General features: G+C 61.4%; 20 protein-coding genes and 2 pseudogenes. 4 read left to right on the top strand and 18 right to left on the bottom strand.

Translation table 11 applies throughout. The annotated features are described in order from the left end of the window. Positions 1-216: hypothetical protein (locus tag ACQUQ0_RS16835; protein ID WP_435186839.1), on the top strand; the 216-nt coding region annotated here is incomplete at its 5' end. 137 nt (positions 217-353) lie between these two features. On the opposite strand, the gene ACQUQ0_RS16830 is transcribed toward ACQUQ0_RS16835, so the two are convergent. Beyond that, positions 354-758 (bottom strand): winged helix-turn-helix transcriptional regulator, encoded by a 405-nt coding sequence (locus ACQUQ0_RS16830; protein ID WP_435186838.1) that lies wholly within the window; start codon positions 756-758, stop codon positions 354-356. A 135-nt stretch (positions 759-893) separates the two neighbouring features. Between ACQUQ0_RS16830 and ACQUQ0_RS16825 the strand changes: the two genes are divergently transcribed. Then, positions 894-1,454: a DUF2703 domain-containing protein gene (locus tag ACQUQ0_RS16825; RefSeq protein ID WP_435186837.1), complete on the top strand. Its 561-nt coding sequence runs from the start codon at positions 894-896 to the stop codon at positions 1,452-1,454. A 272-nt stretch (positions 1,455-1,726) separates the two neighbouring features. Here ACQUQ0_RS16825 and ACQUQ0_RS16820 read toward each other — a convergent pair whose 3' ends face one another. The 10 genes from ACQUQ0_RS16820 to ACQUQ0_RS16775 form a co-directional block, all read right to left on the bottom strand. Next, positions 1,727-1,837: a hypothetical protein gene (locus ACQUQ0_RS16820; protein WP_435186835.1), complete on the bottom strand. Its 111-nt coding sequence runs from the start codon at positions 1,835-1,837 to the stop codon at positions 1,727-1,729. Beyond that, positions 1,834-2,187 carry a sensor histidine kinase gene (locus ACQUQ0_RS16815; protein WP_435186833.1) on the bottom strand — a complete coding sequence of 118 codons (354 nt, stop codon included), beginning with the start codon at positions 2,185-2,187 and terminating at the stop codon, positions 1,834-1,836. Before ACQUQ0_RS16815 ends, ACQUQ0_RS16820 begins: the two co-directional genes overlap by 4 nt. A 54-nt stretch (positions 2,188-2,241) precedes the next feature. Further along, positions 2,242-3,855 (bottom strand): transposase, encoded by a 1,614-nt coding sequence (locus tag ACQUQ0_RS16810; protein ID WP_435186831.1) that lies wholly within the window; start codon positions 3,853-3,855, stop codon positions 2,242-2,244. Between the two features lie 704 nt (positions 3,856-4,559). After that, positions 4,560-5,009: a hypothetical protein gene (locus ACQUQ0_RS16805; RefSeq protein ID WP_435186830.1), complete on the bottom strand. Its 450-nt coding sequence runs from the start codon at positions 5,007-5,009 to the stop codon at positions 4,560-4,562. Between the two features lie 24 nt (positions 5,010-5,033). Continuing rightward, positions 5,034-5,372, bottom strand: coding sequence for a toxin-antitoxin system TumE family protein (locus ACQUQ0_RS16800; RefSeq protein ID WP_435186829.1), 339 nt, complete (start codon positions 5,370-5,372; stop codon positions 5,034-5,036). 35 nt (positions 5,373-5,407) lie between these two features. Next, complete coding sequence (locus tag ACQUQ0_RS16795) at positions 5,408-5,671, bottom strand: hypothetical protein (RefSeq protein ID WP_435186828.1); 264 nt, start codon at positions 5,669-5,671, stop codon at positions 5,408-5,410. Further along, entirely contained in the window at positions 5,664-5,957 is a 294-nt protein-coding gene (locus ACQUQ0_RS16790) for a hypothetical protein (RefSeq protein ID WP_435186827.1), read from the bottom strand. Before ACQUQ0_RS16790 ends, ACQUQ0_RS16795 begins: the two co-directional genes overlap by 8 nt. Next, on the bottom strand, positions 5,947-6,294 hold the full coding sequence (locus tag ACQUQ0_RS16785; RefSeq protein ID WP_435186825.1) for a hypothetical protein: 348 nt from the start codon (positions 6,292-6,294) through the stop codon (positions 5,947-5,949). Before ACQUQ0_RS16785 ends, ACQUQ0_RS16790 begins: the two co-directional genes overlap by 11 nt. A 32-nt stretch (positions 6,295-6,326) precedes the next feature. Beyond that, the gene (locus ACQUQ0_RS16780) at positions 6,327-6,728 is read right to left on the bottom strand and encodes a hypothetical protein (RefSeq protein ID WP_435186824.1); all 402 of its coding nucleotides are present in this window, start codon (positions 6,726-6,728) and stop codon (positions 6,327-6,329) included. A 2-nt stretch (positions 6,729-6,730) separates the two neighbouring features. Further along, a complete protein-coding gene (locus ACQUQ0_RS16775) occupies positions 6,731-7,306 on the bottom strand; it encodes a hypothetical protein (RefSeq protein ID WP_435186822.1) in 576 nt (191 codons plus the stop codon). 231 nt (positions 7,307-7,537) lie between these two features. Here ACQUQ0_RS16775 and ACQUQ0_RS16770 point away from each other — a divergent pair, with 231 nt between their 5' ends. Then, the gene (locus tag ACQUQ0_RS16770) at positions 7,538-8,044 is read left to right on the top strand and encodes a hypothetical protein (protein WP_435186820.1); all 507 of its coding nucleotides are present in this window, start codon (positions 7,538-7,540) and stop codon (positions 8,042-8,044) included. Between the two features lie 28 nt (positions 8,045-8,072). Here the strand turns inward: ACQUQ0_RS16770 and ACQUQ0_RS16765 are convergent, their stop codons facing one another. The 3 genes from ACQUQ0_RS16765 to ACQUQ0_RS16755 form a co-directional block, all read right to left on the bottom strand. Beyond that, the gene (locus tag ACQUQ0_RS16765; RefSeq protein ID WP_435186819.1) at positions 8,073-9,437 is read right to left on the bottom strand and encodes a PGF-pre-PGF domain-containing protein; all 1,365 of its coding nucleotides are present in this window, start codon (positions 9,435-9,437) and stop codon (positions 8,073-8,075) included. 97 nt (positions 9,438-9,534) lie between these two features. Then, positions 9,535-10,734, bottom strand: a complete 1,200-nt coding sequence (locus ACQUQ0_RS16760; protein ID WP_435186817.1) for a dockerin type I domain-containing protein — start codon at positions 10,732-10,734, stop codon at positions 9,535-9,537. After that, positions 10,735-16,149, bottom strand: a complete 5,415-nt coding sequence (locus tag ACQUQ0_RS16755) for a PKD domain-containing protein (RefSeq protein ID WP_435186815.1) — start codon at positions 16,147-16,149, stop codon at positions 10,735-10,737. 208 nt (positions 16,150-16,357) lie between these two features. On the opposite strand from ACQUQ0_RS16755, the gene ACQUQ0_RS16750 reads away from it, so the two are divergent. Next, positions 16,358-16,558: a hypothetical protein gene (locus tag ACQUQ0_RS16750; protein ID WP_435186814.1), complete on the top strand. Its 201-nt coding sequence runs from the start codon at positions 16,358-16,360 to the stop codon at positions 16,556-16,558. A 296-nt stretch (positions 16,559-16,854) separates the two neighbouring features. Here ACQUQ0_RS16750 and ACQUQ0_RS16745 read toward each other — a convergent pair whose 3' ends face one another. From ACQUQ0_RS16745 to ACQUQ0_RS16730, 4 genes and pseudogenes are all read right to left on the bottom strand, one after another. Continuing rightward, a complete protein-coding gene (locus ACQUQ0_RS16745; protein ID WP_435186813.1) occupies positions 16,855-17,466 on the bottom strand; it encodes a helix-turn-helix transcriptional regulator in 612 nt (203 codons plus the stop codon). Positions 17,467-17,857: 391 nt separating this feature from the next. Beyond that, positions 17,858-18,355 (bottom strand): annotated as a pseudogene (locus ACQUQ0_RS16740) (IS5/IS1182 family transposase); the annotation flags it as partial. A gap of 486 nt (positions 18,356-18,841) precedes the next feature. Continuing rightward, a complete protein-coding gene (locus ACQUQ0_RS16735) occupies positions 18,842-18,997 on the bottom strand; it encodes a hypothetical protein (RefSeq protein WP_435186841.1) in 156 nt (51 codons plus the stop codon). Positions 18,998-19,108: 111 nt separating this feature from the next. Next, positions 19,109-19,474 (bottom strand): annotated as a pseudogene (locus ACQUQ0_RS16730) (DUF7718 family protein); the annotation flags it as partial. Between the last annotated feature and the right edge of the window lie 759 nt (positions 19,475-20,233).

The raw sequence follows: 20,233 nt of genomic DNA, 5'->3' as shown, positions 1-20,233 counted from the left end.
GCCACAAGCACGGCGGTACAGTTGCGGATCGTCTTTCTGATGAGGGCGGCATCATCCATAGCTATCGGTTCAAATTGGGGTCTCAAAATATCCACGAAGATTCATATTGTCATTTTATTATCCGTCCCCGAATTTGTACTGGTCGGCGATCACTCTGCTGCATCCTCCCTTTCTATCGGTCACGGTGATTCTGACAGAGAATGGACACGTCGATAGTCCCTGTGCAAGATAGAAGGCGCATATCGGTCACGTCAGTACCGCCGAAATCGCTGGCGAGGGATCGCTCAGTACAGTGGAACGATCTACCGCTGAGGAGCATCAGTCACTGGAAAGAGACGCATCTTACGTCGGATTCAACATTGATCAACAGCCGTTACGCATCCGGTTGTGAGTGCCTCGTCACGACACTCCTGAGAGGTGGGTGAACAGCCATTCGTTTCGGAGCCATCTTCATAATCGTGTAACTCAACAAGCGGTTCCAATTCTCGAAGCTGAGTAGCAATTTCAGTTCCCTGCTCGGTCAGTGAGTACGTCGTCGTCGGAGGGGTCGTATCTGCTACGATCCGCTCAACAAGACCGTGACATCGAAGCTCTTTGAGCCGCTGAGAGAGCATCGGTGCGGTCAAGCCATCGAGCTCGCGCTGAATACCGTTGAACCCCCGGGGCCCTTCTGACAGGAGACGAAGGATGTGCAGAGTCCACTTCGGCCCGAGAATGTCCTGTAACCCGTGCCATTTTGCCTGCCACTGCTCGCTCATTACTGTAGTATCAGCCGCTATAGCGAAATATACGTTCGGTATCTCCCCTCACTCCAGGCGGTTTCAATACGCTAAGTACGTTTATGTCTAATTACTGATCAGTATAAGAGCCAGCAATCCATATGATGAGATGCGATGGCCGATTCCACAGACAGCAAGACGGTATCGATTATTCACCCCGCAGCCGAAGAGTATACACGACGGACGGTTAATGTCGATTTCCTCTATCTGGACAACGAATCCTGCGACCGATGTATGGGGACTGAAGATGCACTCGAAGCAGCGCTTGAGCGGATTGAACCGGTTCTCGATTCGTTGGATGTCAGCATAACCGTCAGAGACATCCACGTCTCGACGCTGGAGGCCGCCGAAGCGACCCAACTTGCCGTGTCACCGACGATCCGTGTCAATGGACGGGATATCCAGCCCGACTATATTGAAAACACCTGCGAATCGTGTGGAGACCTCTGTGAGTGTGAGGGTGACGTTGATTGTCGTCTCTGGCAGTACCGTGGTGAAGAATACTCGACAGCGCCTGTCGGACTCCTTGTCGAGTCGCTAGTGCAAGCTATTGCACCGAATGGAATGCAGTCTAGTGAATCACGCGAGAGCCAAGCTTATCAGCTTTCGTCGAACGTCCGGGACTTTTTCGAAGGGTCGGAGAGCGACGAAGCGGACTGTGGGTGTGGTTGCTAAGCTACGATACGTATTGACCGTGCTTTGGCTTGGTCTCGGCTGGTTTGTTGATAGATTGACCAATCATCGAGGTCAGCACGCGCACCTTCGAGAATCAGTCCGTGTGGACGGTTCCGGTCTGTTCGCACACCTACCCAACAGTTATTTGGTCACTAACGAGATATAATAAACAACAGCCACCTGCTATATCCACTCTCTCTATCGGTCACGGTGATTCTGACAGAGAATGGATACGTCGATAGTCCCTGTGCAAGATAGAAGGCGCGTATCGCTTACTGATCAAGATCAACGTCGGTGAACTCAAACCGGGCTCCACCGTCAGTCCCATCGATGACCGCAACCTGCCAGCCGTGGGCCTCGGCGATCCGTTTGACGATCGTCAACCCAAACCCCGTCCCGCCGCTTGCCGAAGTGTGTCCGGCATCAAATACCTCCTCACGGGCTCTTTGGAGATCCCCGGGCCGGTATCTTCGACGTAAAATCCGCTGTCGTCGATTTGGCCGACGCGAACGGTCACGGCTGGCCCGCCGTGTTCGAGTGCGTTCCGAAAGAGGTTCTCGAAGACGTGCTGGAGTCGGCTCCGGTCACCAGTGATTGTGACCTCGTCCACGATCTCGATGGTTGCCTCGTCTGTTCGGACGTTTTTCCAGCACTTACCGACTATATTGACTAACAGTACCTCCGAATTGGGCTCGATAATTGCATGAGAACCAGCGAGATAAACCCGGGCCACTCGGCATCCTGCGGTTTCCAGACTTTCGTCGTGAATCTACATTAACCGGTGTAACTATTCTGGTAGGTCGTCCAGTTCGAAGGCTTCGTCCCGGATCGCGTGGAGCACGTCGTCCGCGGTGACGGGCCGCCGCTCGGCGAGCCCGTACCGGTCACGAAGCTCCAGGTTCACGACCACCCAGATGTTGTAGAACAACTGTGCGAGGTTGAAGTGGAACGCCCAGACGCGCCCGTTCGGTGACTTCGTCGGGGCGTAGAAGTTGTGCTTGAATTGCCGGTACTGGGTCTCCACACCCCAGCGATTCCGGAACTGTCGTGCAAGCTTTTCCCGGTCGGCAGTGATTGGGTCGATGTCGGTCACGAACGCCACCCAGCGACCGTACTTCTTGTCCTCTTCGTCGGTGTTCTCGTCGTAGCTTGGCGCTCGCTTCTCCGAGGGCCGAATGAAGATGTTGGTGCCCTGCTTGAGGTCGCCGATCTCGTAGTCCTGCATGATGCCCCAGTCCACGTCCCACTCTTCGAGGCCGTCGATCACGTCCTTCACGGGCTCGACCTTCCGGGATTTGATGAGGAACTCGGTCTCGGTCTCCCGGAGCGCCGTGACGTGCATCCCGCCGTAGAAGCCCTTGTCGAGATACGCGCGTTCGATGTCCACGTCCAGCTGGTCGTCGGAGAAGTAGTGAAGCCCCTTCACGCGCTGGAGAATCGCCCGCAGGATACGGTCCTGGTCGGTACGGTTCTTCAGGTGGTGAGCGGCGAGACTCAGGCTGGCTTCGTCGCCGACGACGCCGATGGTCGTGAAATGAAATGAGTGCGCGTAATTGCGCGAGGGCTTCGTTCCGTCCACGAAGTTGTTCGACGTTTCCCCGAACCACGGGATACCGGTGGTGTCGAGGCCGACCTCGCTGGCGTTCTCGAAATGTCCCATCGAGCGCGCCTCTTCGAGGAGTTCGGCGTTCGCTCGGAGGAACCGGTCGAACCAGTCTTCCGCCGTTCGCTTTCGGATGTAGTGGTAGAGGTTGTCCGCGCCGGTGCCGCCGGACTCATAGATGTTCATATGCGTGAAGGTGTCCGAGCCGTTCTCGGGGAACGCGCCCTCCAGCGCGAGGTGTGCGAGGAAACTGACGATGGACGGGAGCGTGTAGGTAGTTCGGGACGGATCACGCCCGAAGGCGATGTGCGGGACGGTCTTTTCGAGCAGGTCGTGGGCGATGTCCTCGGCGGTCTCTATGTAGTCCTGCTTGCCGAACTCGAAAAGGTGTTCTTCAGCCCCGTCGGGGAGCTCGAAGCCAGCCCACTTGGCGTGGTTGACCAGCTTCCGCGCTTCCGTCTTGAGCGCCTCCATCGCCTCGTCGTCGAGCCGCGGGTCGTTGCTGTCGGTGTCAGCGTACGCCCGCCAGAACGTCGAGTTTCGCGGTACGTCGTCTACACTGTCGAACCCCGCCATCTGCGCGACGTCCTCTCGGCCTTTGAGGTAGAACTCCAGTTTCTCGTCGCTCGGGAGGTTGCGGGCCTCTTTGAGAAGAAGCGACCAGACGACCGGCGAGAAGTCGATACTGCGGTGATCGTCGGCGTACGGGTCGCCGTCTTCGCTGGCGGGGTCAAGTCCGGCGGTGAGGATGAAGCGGTCGAAGTCCTCCAGTGGCCCGCCATTCAGAAACTGGTTCATCCACGCGACAGGCGAATTCTCTACGTCACGGGCCTTCCAATCGTCGATTGTGGTGGGTTGGCCATCGTGAAGTTCGTCATAGATACCGCCATTGACATCCTCCTCCGCCTGAAGGCGGAGGAATCCCGAGCGGTGGGAGTTTCAGGTCTGCAACCACGGACGCCGCCACTTTGCGGGAACCCGTCTAACCCTGCCGTCGTGGTCGGTGGCTGACTGGCGGTGCCAAGCCGCCGTTACTCCTATCCTCAGTGTCGTTGGCTCTCATCTGTTGTTTTTGCCAGCAGGGAGCCGCTGACACGTCGCCAGACTCGGAGGTATCTTCAGGCTGGCTCGACCGACAAACACACGACGAACCCTTCGAGGATTCGCGTTCACTGCGTCGGCGTTTCGGATACTGCCTCGTTACGTGGGCGGACAGGCCGCCTCCGAAGGTCGTTCGGAATCCGCTCCGTTCCGACCTGACCCTGCCCACGTATAGCGGTTCTTAGCACTTGAACGTATGGTTGGAAACTCGGCTATGTAATTTGTCGGTGGAATGTATCACTAATTGACGGCGCGTATCCACGGCCTGAAGGTCGTGGTATTGCGCCTGCTCCGCGTATAACGTCAATTCCGAGGTCGGATGGGTCAGCGATAGGGAGCCTCTCATCGTCGCCGTAGGTCATATCTACTACCTTTCAACCGAATTTGAAAAAGCGCCGTGTTTACGGCGCGGCAGCCGCCGTGTCGCCAGCCTCTGGATCGAACGGGAGGTTGATCAAGAGTTCGTCGAACCAGACGACCGGGCGCTTACTCTGGCCGTCTTCCTCGAAGAAGATGATGCCCAGCTGGGCGAGCCGACTGAGTTCCTCGTGGACGTTCTTCACGTCTCGGCCAACGACCCGTGCGGTTTCGTTGATGCTGGCTGGTTCTTCCTGGCGGATGGCTTCGATGAGATCGAGGACGCGTGGCGTCAGCGTCTCCATCAGATCATCGTAGCTGGTGAACGAGAGCATCGGCGTGGAATCCACCGTGTCCCCCTGTTCGAGCGCCTCGATCCCGTCGGTGACGTCGTCGTGGAACTCACTGGACGACTTCACGGTCACGACGAGGGTTGATTCGGCCCGAAGCTGTTCGCGCTCCATCGGGTGCAGCGGCGGCGTGGTATTGTTCATAGGTATCACCGTGGTGTGATGGCCTCACTTGACCTCGAACTCGGATTTTGGGATCTCGCTCCAGAACCGTTCCCAGAGTTCGACCATCCCGGGGAACGTGATCCTGTCTGGGTCGGGGTCTAGTGCGACGTGTAGTTCGTGCCCTTTGGTGTCCTCGTGCGAGTTGTCGTACCGACGAATCGTCCCATCGTCAAGCGTGCGGGGCGGGTCCGGCTCCGTCGCGCCGTAGTGGAGCTTGTAGGCCCACCCAGACGGGTACGCGTCACGGTCTGTCCGTATGCAAAACACGCGGACGACGGTCCCGTCAGGGTACTTTCGCCCCTCGCTCACGCCACCGAGGTCGTCGTCGGTCAGTGAGGCCATCCTCACCCATTGGTACATAGGCCAATGGCATAAATCTATTGGTCTGGAGAACAATAGCAGTCGTCGCACTCCCAATATTCATACGATTTCTCGTCACCAGTCCATTTCACCACGTCGTGACCTTCCCATTCGCCTTTCTTTTCGTATTCTCCGTCGCTGTCTTCATCAGGGACAGTAAATTCGCCGAAGTAGTGGCCTCCCTCGTATGTGTCGTCCTCGTAGACTGTGATTTCGATTGTCTTGCCGCACTCCATACAGTCTCGTTCGATTGTGCGTTTCTCTGCGTCCTCATCACTCATCTTCCGAGCCCTCACTCTGCCGTTCCTCAAGCATCTCTTGGAGGCGGTATGCTTCACCGTGGGCGACAGGGTACATCGTGGCCCGAACCAAACTGAGTACCCTTTCAGCCTGTTCTACGAGTTCTGGATCTGGATGGTCGGCCTCATCAATGTCGCATACCTCCTCAAGTTCCTCTTTGCTCGCTGTGTTGCCCTCGGCGAGGTCCTCAATCCCGCGAAGGACACCCTCAGGTACCTCAGGCCGCTCTTCGTTTTCGTCGCCGTCCTCACCGTCGTCACACGTCATCTTCGAGGAGTCCCCGCAGTTGCTCTTCAGACAGTTCTCCGAGCAGTTCTTCGTCGTCGGTTTTCACTCGGAGCCCGTCGTCTTGATCGTGCTCCAGAAAGAGGTCTCCGACAGCAAATCCAGCGGTTCCTACTGGGAGATGATCTTCTTCGTCAAGTTCCTCCAGTTCCTCCCGTACCGTTTCCATCACGTCAACGGCTCCTTTGCCCAATTCATCGTAATGGAGCTTCCACCGTGGTCGGCCACTTTGGGTGGGAACCATTGATCGCGTGACTTCGACATCAATTCTGACGTGATACCCCTCGACCGAGATCGAGAAGTCATCTTGGATTTTCATAATTTTGACTCGTCTTTTCTTTCGAAATCGTATCAGTCGTTGGGTGTGATCTCTACCAGCTGGCCGTCAGTGAACTTCGCATCGAGGCTAACGTAGTCGCCATCGATGGTTCGGTGGAATTCGAATATCCCGTGATACTCTGTATCTGACCAACCCCTGTGGATCTTCTTTCTGCTTCCTCGCCCCCGTTCGACCTCATTTTCAAACCCGCCAATCTCTTCGTCGTATCCAGGCCGCTCTTCCTCAGGAACGTGCTCATACTCGGCCTCTTCCTTGAACAGACGCCCGTTGGACGTGACCTTGTAGTTCTCCATCATCGGCTCGTGACGAGCGATGGACTTCGTCTGCCAGGTGACCTCGAACGGGTTAGCACCGATGTCCGGAAACTCTACATCAAGACCTTCTTCGAACGTGATCCTATCGAACAGTCCCATCGTTACTCCTCCTCTTTTTCGGCATCCGAGTGGTGATCTGTACCCTCCGGGAAGACTGCCTGATCGACGCTACCTTCGTACCCGCATTCCGGGCAGGCAACGAGTTCGTGTCCGGCGTGGAGTGAACTACCAACGAACGCGTTCGCCACTGCCCAAGCCGCTTCAGAGATTCGCTCGTAGTCCTCTTCGTTGCCTACGCCGAACACCCGCCGCTCCGGGAGTGCGTCGATCTCATCGATACTCGCACCTTCCTCGTGGGCGCGAAGGCGTTCAGGCATTGTCGGAGGGGTTACTCCTTCAGGATCGAATCGAATGATTGTCTCCCGGACCTCACCAGAGCCTTCACCGTAGTAGTCATCAGCCATCGAGGCTGAACTGGCGGCGTGTTGAGCATCTATTGATGCCAGCCGGTCATCGGGGACAGCCTCTGCGAGATGCAACACGAGTCGAAGAAGTTCCCGAGAATGCGCGTGGTCGGTGGCCAGCTCGAAAGCTGGAATCTCATCACCGCAAATCGGGCACTCGATCTGTTCAGTCGCCTCTGCTTCTAACGCCTCTTTGAGAATTTCTCTGTTCATTGGCAATCGGGCTTGTGGATGTTCTGGATCAGGAAGTCGAAGACCAGTGGTGAGAGTTCGCTTTGCTCCTCTTTGTCAGTACGCAGTTCGACTGGTAGAACGTTCGGTGTTCCCAGCGTAGACTCTACACGTGGCGCTTTCCATCTACGTGGGGGCTCGATCACGTACTTTAGCCGTGGGTCGATGACAGGTCCAAGAAAGAACTTTGAGGGGTCCGCTCGTCGATCAGGTATGTATTCGCGGCGCACCACACTAATCGGCCTGACCGTCACATTCGCCGGCTGTTCGGCGGCCGACGACCCCGCCGACAGGGAGGGCGTCGGCCGGACGACCGACTCGACACCTGCCGCGACTCCCGACGACCGGCCGCAGACGGCAGCGACGGCCCACCGCGAGTTCCTCTCTGCGTTCGGTGATTCCGTCGCGTCGACCGGCGTGGTCATCCAGGACTTACGCCTCGGCCCGGCCCGCGAGGTGCTGTCGCTATCGTATGAGACCACCCAGGCCGAATACGACGCGCTCGGATCCGAGATCGGCACGCTATCAGGGCTGTACTTCCGTCAGGTGCGTGCCGGCTGGACGACCGAGCGACTGGACGCGACCGTCATCCGTCGGGGAAGCGACGCGCCTATCGCTTACTGGAACGCCGAAGCAGCCTGGTTCGAGGCATACGAACGCGGCGAAGTCACCGCCGAAGATCTCTCGCTCCGCGTGCTGGAGACGCTTTCGCGGGCCTGAGTCTGCTCGATCGCCGTACGTCGCAGTTCTAGTTCTGCCCGTCCCCGCGCCGCTGAGCGACCCACACCGCCAGCAGGACGGCTCCGACGATTACAACGAGGGTGCCGAGGACGCTGGTGTTCGGGAACGTCCCCGGTGAAGCCCCCGGGGAGGTTGTCACAGCCCCGTCACTCGAAGGGGTAGCCGACCCCGGCGGTTCGGAGACCGAAACCGATTCGCCCGCGACACCCGCAACGGCGATGTCGTATCTCCCCGGTTCGTCGAACACCACGACGAACTCGACCGTCCTCGACTCGCCCGCACCGAGTTGAACCGACCGATTTATACGTTGCTCACCATCGACCCGGAGGTCGACCGCCAACATCCCGCTCTGTCCGCCGACGTTCTCGACCGTCGCGACGACTGTGACAGACTCGCCCGGAGACACCTCACTCGCCCCGACTGAGACACCAGTGACGCCGAGAGACGCCGCCGACGGGCCGGCCGCGAGCGCGAACACCGAGAGACCAGGTGAGGTCGCAACCAGTTCGATGTCCGTCCCCGTCTCGCCCACCACACGGGTCGGTAGCGCCTGCCATGTCCCGTCGTGGTAGCGGTACAACCGAAGGTCGGTCGGCGTGAGTCCGCGGGCGTCGAGCCGTGTCTTTGAGACGGTCAGCGAGAAGTCGACGCCTCCGAGCAGTGAGTCGTCGAAGTCGTGCGCCACGTCGAAGTACGACAGCGCCCCGCCGTCGACGTCGAGCGATGACGCCTCGGGTGGCGTCTTGGACGGCGACGCGACCGACAGCGACCCGGCCCCGCCGCCCGAGAGTGTTACCCGCAACTCCGAGAGACCGACATCGCCGTTCCCGACAGGCTCCGGTAAGGAGACCGTGACGGCTTCTCCAGGCCGTGCGTCACTGATGTCGACCGCGACGCGCCCGTCGACGAGACTGGTTCGGACGGAGGCGGTATCGACGGGCGGGGCGACGTTTCCGCTCCCGCCACTGCTCCTACTGTTGCTTTCACTACTGCTTCCGCCGCCGCCGACCGACAGCACTGTGGGCTCGGTCAGATAGCCGATATCGTCGCCGTTGGCGTCCGCAAACGTCTCCACCGCCACACGGATGTCGGTGTCGCCCGGCTGTTCGCCGGTGATCGACAGCGACGCGAGCGACACGTCGCCGATAGGTCCGGTCCTGGCGTCCATGTAGCCCACGATCCGTAGAACCCCCGCCGACGGCGTTGATGTCTCGACGGCGAACCCGCTCGTACCCGCCGCGCTCACCGAGACGGTGGCGGCGTCGTACCGCACCTCAATTGTAAAGGCCCCGACGCCCGGCCCGTCGACACCGGTCGCTGTGAGCGTCGCGGTCGCAGTGGTTCCCACGGTGACGGTCCCGGGGTCGGTCACGGCGACGGTGGTCTCACTCGCCGCCGTCACCAGGGTCCCCCCGAGTGGGGCACTCAGCAGCGTAAGGACGACCACGAGGACAAGCGTTCGAAGCATCTCAGGGCCTCCCGTAGTCCGCGGTTCTGTTTCCGGCCGTGTACTGTGCGACGTACATCGCGTCGATGGCTGTCAGCGAGCCGTCGCCGTCGACGTCGCCGTAAGGGAGGGCGGCGACTCCCTGCCCGTCGGCGACCGCCGCGGCGATTCGTGCTGTGTCGTCCGCGTCGACGGTCCCCTCACGGGTCACGTCACCGACGCCGTATCCGACGTACTCGACGGTCACTGTCCGGAGGCCGGCCGAGTCGATCGAGACGCGCGTCCGGTTGTCGTCCCGCGTGACTGTGATGTCGGAGCCGTCGACGGTCGCCGACACGGCCGTGTAGCCCGACGGTATCCCGTCCGGGTCAGCGACGCTCACGACGGCCGATCCGTCGGGGACATCGACAACCGCGGAGACCTCGAACCGCGTCGCCGTGGTGGCGTTCCCGGCGACTGTCGTGCGCTGGAGCGTGCTCCCGTTCTCGACGGTCGCACGTTCGCCAGTTGAGCTGACGACCGTGACATCACCCGAGGGACGCACGAACGTGACGTTCGTCACCCCGTTCGGCGAGATCGTCACCGTCTCCGTCGGGGTCGCACTCCCGCCGACCGTCGCGGAGACATCGTAGCTCCCCTCGACGAGCGTCTCGCTGATCTCACCGCCCGACCGTGAGGTGTCGTTGATGGAGACAGTCGCGCCCGCGAGCGGGGAGTCGTTCTCGTCGAGCACAGCGACGTTCAGCGTCCCGACGTCGAGCGCCGTCGCCGTCGTCGACGCACGGACGTTGTTCGCCTCGTTGTACAGCGGTCGGACATCGGCCTCGATGGTGTGGTCACCTGCCCGCTCGACGGTGAGCGTGAACGCGTACGTCCGCGTTTCGCCCGCGGGGACCGACTCGCCGTAGACGAACAGCGAATCGCCGTCGGTGTAGCTACTGTTCTGAACCGCGTAGGTTCGTGACTCGCCGCTCGAAACCACGACCGGATTGGGGTCGCTCGGAGCTGACAGCCCCGGCGTGAGCGGGACCTCGACGAGCGGGCTGAACAGGTCGTCGCTGCTCGCGGTGTTGTTGACGGTCACCGTGATCCGGTTCTCACCGACGCTGAACGCCGCAGGCGTGTCAACCTCGACGCCGAACGCCGGTGCCGCTCCAACGGGGACGCTTCCCATTGACGTGACGAGCGCGACCGCGAGGAGAGCCGCGAGGAGGCGTCGCATCTACACCACCCCCCCGTTTGCGGCGTACTCGTCTTTCGAGACGAGTTGGTCGTTCTCGACGCTCACGACGAGCGGGCCGGTCCCCACCGTGTCGACCGTGACAGTGATGGGTCCGGTCGCCCCGCGGAGCGTCTGCCGCTCGGTGTCGCTGAGCGAGACCGTCTCAACTCCGTCGGTGGTCTCCATCGAGATGTTCTTCGTGAGCAAGACTCCGTCTGCGGTCGTGCCGAATGTCACCGTCGCGTCGTGTTCGGCCGACCCGCCCTGGTCGGTGACGAGGAGCGCGTCGATGGCGGCCGCCGTCGCGCGCGTGTAGCCCCACGACCCCTCGTCGTCGTAGACGCCAACGAGGAAGCGAACGCCGTCTTGGACAGTCGAGTTCCCGTTCGGGAGCCCGGAGGCATTCAGCGCCTGGAGGGCGTAACCGCTCGTCTCGCTGTCCACGCCGTCGCCAGCCCACGAACTCGAACGCGTCTCGGACCAGCCACCGTTCGGATCCTGGTTGGTGACGAGCCAGTTGACGCCCGCGCCGATTGCGTCCTCGACGGCGGGCGTGTTCACGCCCGATGCCTCCAGCCCCCAGACGGCCAACGCCGTCGACATCGCGTTCGGTTCGCCGTCGTCCTGCCAGGAGCCGTCGGCCGCCTGCTGGGCGACGAGGTACGCCGCCGCGTCCGCACGCAGTTGGTCGGCCGCAGTCCGGGCCGTCGCGTTGTACGGCCCCGCCTGTGCCAGCGCGACGAGCGTAAATCCTGTCATCGCGTTATCATCTTCGAAGTAGTACTTGTCATTCGGAATCCGTCCGTCTGCGGCCTGCTGGTCGGCCAGCCACAGCACCGATTCGTTGAAGTCGACCTGTTGAATGTCGGTGGCGACCTGTCCCCGAGCGCCCTGGACCGGGTCGTTCCGGACGGCGCTGACCCCGTACATCGCGTAGACGGTGTAGTAGACATCGCCCTCGGGGTCGCTGCCCCACATACTCCACGCGCCGTTCGCGTGCTGTGCGTTGTCCCCGGTGGTCATAATGCCCACGCCTCCGGCGACAGCCCGGTCGACCCGTCCCTCATTGTAGCCGTTCGGCGGCGTGTTCGACCGGTAGTACTGATCGGTGTTCAGCGCCGACAGCATCGGGGATGTCACCTGTTCGACGCAGCCGTAGGGGTACTCAATAAGATAGTCCAGCCCCGCGAGCGTCCGGCCCTGTGCACCGAGTTGGCTGGTAATCTCGATGCGGTGGTCGTAGGTCGTCTCGTTTCTGATGTCGATGGTTGTGGTGGCATTCCCATTCCCCGAGAAGTTCACTGCCGCCGTGTCGCTCACCCGGATCTTGGGCTCGACGACGCGCACGTCCTCGGTGTCGTTTGCGGCCGACCCCTCGGCGTCGAACTCGACCTCGATGTCGTAGGGTGTCGCGTTCTTCTCGGTCGCGGTCACCTCCCACCGGACGCTGTGATAGGTCGTTTGTCGACTCGTGGTCTTCTCCGCGCGCTCACCCGCAGCGAGTTCGAGGCCGTCGGGGAGCGAGAGGTTACCCGCAATGGACGTTCCGTAGTTGGTTCGCCCCCGCGCACGGACGTAGAACGTCTCGCCCTCCTGCACCGTGTCGAGACCGGACAGCCGTGCGTCGATCTCGAACGCGCTGGTTCGGGTGAAGTCCCGGTCGACGTTTCCGTCCGGGGCCAGCGGCTCGTCCGTGATGCGGGCCGTGAGCGTGTGCGACCCGACTACAAACGAGTGATTCCGCGTCACGACCACGCGCTCGTTGGGGTTCAGCCGCGGCACCGACAGCGTCTGGTTCGTCGAGCTGTCACCGAAGTCCAGTTCGACCGTGTGGTTCGGCGACTCGGCGGAGCCGTAATTCGTGAGATAGAGCGTCACCGTCGACTCCTTCTTCGGGATGGTCCGGCGCGGTGCGTACACCGCGACGTCAAGATCGCTCTCGCCGATGTCGGTGGTCGCCTCGGAGACGTTGTTCGTCTCGAAGCTCTCGTCGACCACGCCCTCGGGGTCCGCGACGGCGTAGAGCGAGACGGTCGGGTACGCCGCGCTGAGGTTCCCGCGGAACCACGCTGTGAGGTTGACCTGGACAGTTCGGTTCGCCCCGCCGACGAGCGTGCCGATATCGCGGTCGTACGTCCGGATCCTCGTGCTGAAGTAGCTCGTCCGTGTTCGAGCGCGAAGCCGCACCGAGACGTTCTCGGCGGTCTTGGTACCGTTGTTCAACACGGTCACGTTCGCCGTGGCCGGCCCCTCGGCGAGGTTCTGTTCCGCGGGTGCCGTGATGTCGGTCTGCAGGTCGACGGTCGCGCTCGCGGTCACGGTCAGGTTCGTGCGGTTCTCGTTTCCACTCGGGTCGACCGTGCTGACCCTCACAACGTGGTCGCCGGGCGTCCCGAGCGTCAACTGCGTTCGGTTCACCGTCGTCGTGTTCGTCTGCCCCTCGTCGGTCGCAAACGTATAGTTCGCCACGCGGTCGTTATCTGTCGCGTTTGCGGTGACGTTGAACGCCACGCCGGTCGGCACCGTCGCGGGTGCGTTGGCTGCGAGCGTCGGCGGCACGCGGTCGACGACACGGGTAGTGTTGGTCGCCGTGAACAGTGCCGCCTCCGTCGATGCGTCGCGGACAGTCACGTCCGGCGTGAACGCCCCGAGCGAGCGGTAGGTGTGGTTCGTCCCGTTCGACCGCGTGAAGTCAGTCCCGCCGTCGCCGAACGCCCAGTCGTAGCGGATGTCGCCCTCGGTGTAGCCGTCCGGGAGGTCGAGGTCGACGACTCGGAGGGCAACGCGCGTGACGTTGATGTCGGCCGTCTCCGGGTCGACAAGCAGACGACCCGAGGCCGCTGGCTCGACCGTCACACCCACCTGTGCAGTGAACAGCGCGCGCCCGAACCGGTCGCGAGCGGTCACGCCGGGCGTGTAGTTTCCGGGGACACCGTAGACGTGTGACGTGTTCGCCGTCGCGGTCGTCCGCGTCTCGCCGTCGCCGAACGTCCAGTCGTAGGAGTCGACCGAGCCGGTGCGGTTCGTGACCGAGAAGTTCACCACTTCGACGTCCGCGTCGGCCAGCGTCGGGTCCGCCTCGAGGTCGCCGTCGACCGACGCGAGCGCCTCCGGTTCGCCGATAGCGGTCAGGCTCCGGTTGAGGACACCGTTCGTCCCCGACCGGACGTAGACGACGCCATCGACGACCGATACCGGCGCGAAGACCGGTTCGCCCGTCCCCTTGCCGAACGAGTACGTCCACAGCGACGAGCCGTCCGTCGCGTCGACGCCGTAGACAGTCCCGTTGAACGACCCGAAGTAGACGCGTGGGCCGGTCCCGTTTGCACGGTCGCCCGCGACGGCCGGCGCGCCGAACACCTGTGCGTCCGCGGAGACGTTCCACGCCTCAGTTCCGTCCGCGCGGTAGCGAGCGACAACACCCGGGGTCGACCGGTCCGCGCTCGGAACGATGACGAGGTCGCCGACGACCGTGACCGACCCACGACGAGTCGCGGCCGTCGCCGGTTTCGACCATTGCTCGCTCCCGTCGGTCGCGTCGAACGCCTCGGCCTGCCCGCCGTCAGCGATGAAGACGGTCCCGCCGGCGACGGTCGGTGCGCCGCCGTCGTAGTTCGAGAGCGACGTCGACCAGTCGGTCGCGCCTGTGTCCGCGTCGAAACTGAACAGGCCACCGTCGGTGGCGACGTACACCTGTCCGTTGGCGACCGCCGGAGCCGAGACGACCTCACCCGCGAATGAGTGGTTCCACTGCTCGCGGTGGGCGCTTCCCCTCGCGTCGATTGCGTACAGCGTGTCGCCGGCCTCACCCAGCATATACAGCGTCCCGTTGTCGACGGTCGGGGCCATCGTGTCGATGCCGTCGTCGAAGAACCCACCCCAGTTCTGGACATTCCGCGATGCGGTCCACGCTTTCGTACCCGTTTCCGCGTCGAGGACGTAGACGCGGTCCATCGAGACGCCGCTTCCGTTCCGGAGGTAGCCGCCCACGTATAGGCGGTCACCGACCACCGTCACCGACGAGGTGAGGTCGTCACGCTCGGCCGAGAAATCGGTGAACGACGTGCTCCACAGGACCGCTCCGTTCGTGCGGTTGTACGCGACCACGCTGTTACTGTTCGTCAGATACACGCGGTCGCCAGCCACGGTCGGGGTGAACATCTCCGTCCCCATTGCGCTCCGGTTCCAGCGTTCGGTGACCGGGCCGGCCGGCCCTCGAGTCGCGGGATTACTCCCGGTGTTGGCGTCGTCGTAGCCGAACTGCGGCCAACTGTCGGCGGGGTCGATTATCACCTCAGCCGCAACGCTGACGTTCGTGCTGTCGGTGAACAGTGTCGCCCCGGTCGCGTTCCGCACGACGACGCGTGGCGTGTACTCTCCGGCCACAGGGTAAGCGTGCGTCGTCGAGTTCCCGGTCGTGTTCGTGTCGACCGTCCCGTCGCCGTCGACGTCCCAGTCGTACCGGCCGACCGAAACGCCGGGGGCCGTCGAGACGTTCCGGACATCGAGCGTCACCGTCTCACCGGGCGTCGGGTTCTCCGGCGTCGCCCGAAGGGCTCCGTTCGCCGCCTCGTCCACCCGGAGTTCGAGCGTCTTCCGGAGCAAGAACGCCTCGCTCGTCCCGTTCCGCGCCGTCACGGTGACGGTGTAGTTCCCCCGCTCAGTGTAGATGTGCTCGACACTCGCGTTCGGATGGGTCGTCGTCGTCCCATTTCCGTCCCCGAACTGCCAACTGTAGAAGTCGCCCGCGCCGACACCCGAGAGGTTCGTGAGCCCGAACGCAACCCGGTCGAGGTTCGTCCGCGCCGGGTTCGGCGTCGCCGTGAGCGTGCCGTCTGCCGGACTCTCGACCTCGACAGTCGTTGCGGCGGTGAACAGGACCCTCTCGGTCCTGCTGTAGGCGGTTACCTCGACCTGATACGCCCCCGGTGTCTGGAACGCCTCAATGAGCGACGCGCCTGAGCCAGACCTGAACGCTCCGTCAACTCGCCAGTTGTAGAACGACGGCGCCGGACCGGTGACGTTCTCGACCGAGATGTTCACCGGCGTTCCCACTGCGGGTGACGTGTCGTTTACCACGAGGGCACCGCTGCTCGTCTCGACCTCGGCGAGGGTAATGCGGACATCGCGATCCTGGTCCATCTGCACCGTCCGCGAGTACTCCCGCTCGACGTACATCCCGGTAGTGGTCGCTACCTCGCCGCCGTAGCTGATCGTGTGCGGCGGGAAGACTCGCAGCGTAACGTTGCCGGCGAGTTCGATTCCGGCCGCCGACGGCGATGGATGGACCCGGCCGTCGCTTCTCGTGGTGAACGGCGGTCCGAGCTGGCTGTTCTGCACTACCTGGCCATCGTTGTTCGTGTGCGCGACCCCCACCAGCGCGTTCGGGACGGGTGCGCCGCTCTCGTTAACCACCGTGATGTTCAAAACGTTCGCCGGCGGGAGAGACGTCCTGCCCGCGTCGGTCGTCTGCGAGGTGTTCACCGCGACGAGCCCGAACAGGTCCGGTGACCCGTCCCGCGGGAAGTACCCCGTTATGCCCCTCGTGGTTCCGTTCGTCTGGAGATACGCCCGGTCATACTCGGTCGCCGGATCAAGTCCTCCGAGCGTGTAGTTCCCGGCTGTGTCGGTCGTGGAATTCGCGACGACGCTACCTCCACGGATGGCGAATACCTTGTCACCGACGGCTGCTGAGCCGTCGGCGCGGTCGACGGCACCCGTGATTCCGACGGTCGCCGTCTGTGCGGCCGCCGGCTCGACGGCGACCGCCGGCGCGACCGTTGAGAGTACGAGGACGACGACCAGACAGATACTGAGGACCTGACGGCCTACACCACGGGCGCTCGTCCGTGTCGCGTGCGAATCCCCGGTACCCCCCCCGACCCCTGGACGCCGGGTGGTTACCCCTCGTGACCCGCGCTCCCGCGTCGCGTTCCTCGGCGAGAGGATACGCAACAGCACACTCTTAACACGGCCGACACCGTGCTCGGAGACCGACGCGGCCGACAACCACGCCCGGAATATCATTGAAACTATTGGTATCTACCAATACTTTATATCACTCACTGACACGAGCTCAGGGCCCGAACGGTTGCGGACAAAACAGCCGCTTTTTGTCGATCAGTTCCCGAAGGGGTCGGATGAGAGCGGCTTTGACGCCGTCCGGTACCTGCGGACCAGCTCCTCTCCGTGTTCGACGACGATCGGATCATCACTGATGATGGCCGCACGCGGGAACCCCTCGTCGTCGACGATATCGTATCCGACGGTCGTTCCGTCGTAGACGACGAGAGTAAGCGGAACGTCGCCATCGTAACGGAACGCGGAGACCGAACCGCTCCGCAGGAGGGCGCGGAAACCCTCGGCGAGTCGGTCGTCCGCGGCTATCATCTCGAGCAGGTGCTCACTCAGCACGATTTCAGCCTCTTGGCCCGCCTCGACCGCTTCACGTTGTGAGTCGAGCGTGCTGTTCGTAACCGTCTCCGCGAGAACGCTGACACTGCCTGCCTCTCGCATTAGTTCGTCCGCACGTGCAACAGGCGCGAGCGGGTTATCCGGAGTGGAAATGACGACTTCGGCATCCGCAAGCAGATCGACTTCGAAGTCGAAACACTCGAACGGAACGTACTCAACGACCGGCCGCAGTTCGGTGCTCAAGCGAATCGTCCCTTTGAGTCGACCGAGATCATCGAGGACGGCGTCACCGAGCGGTGTCGTCTCGTAGCCGGTCACCCCGCGACGAATCCATCCGTGCGATTCGAGCCCGCGAAGCGCCCGACTCAGCGTAACTCTGGACGCGTCAACCGCAGACTGTAGCTCGCGCCGCCCGCACGGTTGTTTGTCGGCTACTGCTCGGAAGAGCCTCAGACGGTTTTCGGAGCGCGCGAGAAAACCCAACTCGGTGACCCAGTTTGGCATCGATGGTTCCTTGACCAGCAAATATCACGGTCGCTGATATAATACCCTATGATGAACTCGCCGAGCATCGGGCTCGACGCGAGCGGTCCGGCCTCCGCCTCGGCCGCTCGGAAGTTCGACCATCCCGGGATCGTCACCCAAGGGACCCGAGCGGGCCCGTCCCCACCGACGAACCCATCCTGACCTGCGCAGGTTGCAGACAGCCTGCTGTGATGTGAACGTCGAGAACCGCAAGTGACTCTACATCAGTTAATGTCGTCACTTTCAGCGTCTGTACGGTGCTTCCCGACCGCTGGCGGAAGTACGACGACGCACGGCGACGGTCGAAGAACGTGCTGTCGAGAGCGGCGTGGCCAGACTGCGGGTGCTGCTGCGCAGAAACGCGCAGCAGCGCCCGCCACACCCACATTTTCAGCCGATCGAACGATTTGTAGATCGTGCTGTAGTCCGGCAGATCGTCCCGATCTAAACCGAGTGCGTCACGAATCTCGGCCATATACTTCAGCCGATTCGGGGTTTCACGGTAGCTGTGGCCTTCTTCGAGCCGAAAGCAGTGCAGAACGACGTGGACCCAGCGGGCGAACCCGCCGCTGGCGGGCTCACCCGCGTGCTTCCCCAACGCTTGTTTAGCTAGGTCACGACACTGCTCAACGAAGTCCAATAAAGAGGTATAGTGTTGTTCAGACGAATGAGATAGTTTCATAACAAATATATGTTGATTACTTAACTAATTTAGATAGGTTGGACTTCGAATAAATATACGATTTTTTGTTATGAGTGTAGAGACGATGTACCCTCCAGATATGGGAGAATAGAGTTTGAAAAGGAGTTGAGGTGAGTAACTCAGTTCCGACTGTTTGAGAGTGTCATAGAACAGTCACTTACGCGCTACGGCACTGGTTGTATCCGAGGACTAGGATCCAGAGTGATCGACATCCAAAATTAACCAACAGCACGGTGACTACCAGCGCTGTGTTGGTTAAGATCACACGCAGTACTTCCCGCCTTGATTCCGGCGCGTCGAACGGACGGAGCGCGATGAACACGATTGGGAGTACCAGCCCGGTGACTTGGAGTAGCGTTAGTGTGTTCTGGACATCGTCTGGCAGAGGCATATGGCCCCAGAATACGAGTGCGTGTAGAATCTGCGGGACTCACCCTACGTGCCAGCATCAGCGAAAAAAACCAGCTACTGTTCGATGACGTCCGCTTCGCTCGGGGGCGCGATCTCGATCTCCTCTGCGCCCTGTTCGATGGCCTCCGGCGTTGTTCCTTCCACCTCGGCCAGTATCTCCCGCAGTTCGCCCGGTGAGATGGGCTCCTCTGAGGACGATTCTTGACTCATATGGGTGTCTACTGTGTCCGTCGTCATAAGCATAGGTGGCTCCGATGAAGGTTCACCACCATCTGGCCACGTGGGTGGAGATCCAGGAGAGATGTTCCCCTCGTAGACGTCGATAAAATACTTCGCATTCGTTTCGAGATATTTTCTGCATCCGTCAATCACTGCTCCTCGGCTAGAGGGTAGCCCTCCGTGAGTCGGATGCAATTTCACTGTCTGCCCTGTTGATTTCCGTCGTACATCGACGTGGAGTCCTTGCTGATAGACGTCGTGGCCGAGCGGTGCTGTCTCGTTGTGGTCCATCCGGGCGATCTCCTGCCACTGTTCAGGATCAAAATGCGTGCGGTAGTGAAGTTTGACGAGAAATCGTGGGATATGAGACTGATCTCGATCGAAGCCCACTGTGATCAGACAACGCGGTGGGGTGACCGAGATAGAATATGAACGGTCATACCCGTTAGGAGGTGATGGATTCGACATACAGGCGTTTTCTTTTGACTGGCTACTTAATAACCCGATACACTCCCAGACTTCCCCCGCTTGTTAGTTCCTCTATGCCGGTGATAACGGGGCAACATACTGACTCTTCACTTTACCGCCCTCTCGCCACTGCAGATAGTAGTAGTCGCGTCCGTCAATCGTCTTCGTCGTGGGAGTGCTCTTCGAGCAGCGGATATCGGCTTTCTCGAAGGCTTCTTCGACTGCTTCCTCCCACTCGTCGGGTATATCGAGCGTGGACTGCTCGATGTCTTCCTGGTGAACGTTTCCGGACCGAGTCGGGGACGGTCAGCGAGAGCATCTAAGGCATCGGCTGCGGCAGCCATCTCTGCAGCGACGTCGAGCGCGAGGTCCCGGTCATCGACGATCATCCGTCCGAGTGGGCTATCGTCATCTCGACCGGCGCCGTGGAGCTCGATCAGGTAACCCTGAACTGGGTCGTCAACCTCGGCCCGGAGAGTGTAGCGTTCATCGGGGGATCCGAAGTACACGATATTGCTGTGTGATGGTTCTTGTCGATAACCCTCGTGGCCCAGCGAGCGAGTTCACTACCTTCCGGCACGGTGGGAAGCACAGTGGGTTCCATCTTGCTAACCAACAACGCTCTTGGGTAAACGATTGTTGGTCAGATCTCAGCAGTAGCTGGAAGTCACAGCGGGCAAGAGTGACGCGACCGCGTCACCCGACGAACGATGTTCCCAGTCAAGACGTTCGTCTCGGAGCGTCGAGCCGCGAACCTGT

This window comes from Halobellus sp. EA9 (assembly GCF_051195055.1).
Lineage (GTDB): Archaea > Halobacteriota > Halobacteria > Halobacteriales > Haloferacaceae > Haloquadratum > Haloquadratum rubicundus.
This window is presented reverse-complemented; position numbering and strand designations above follow the sequence as displayed.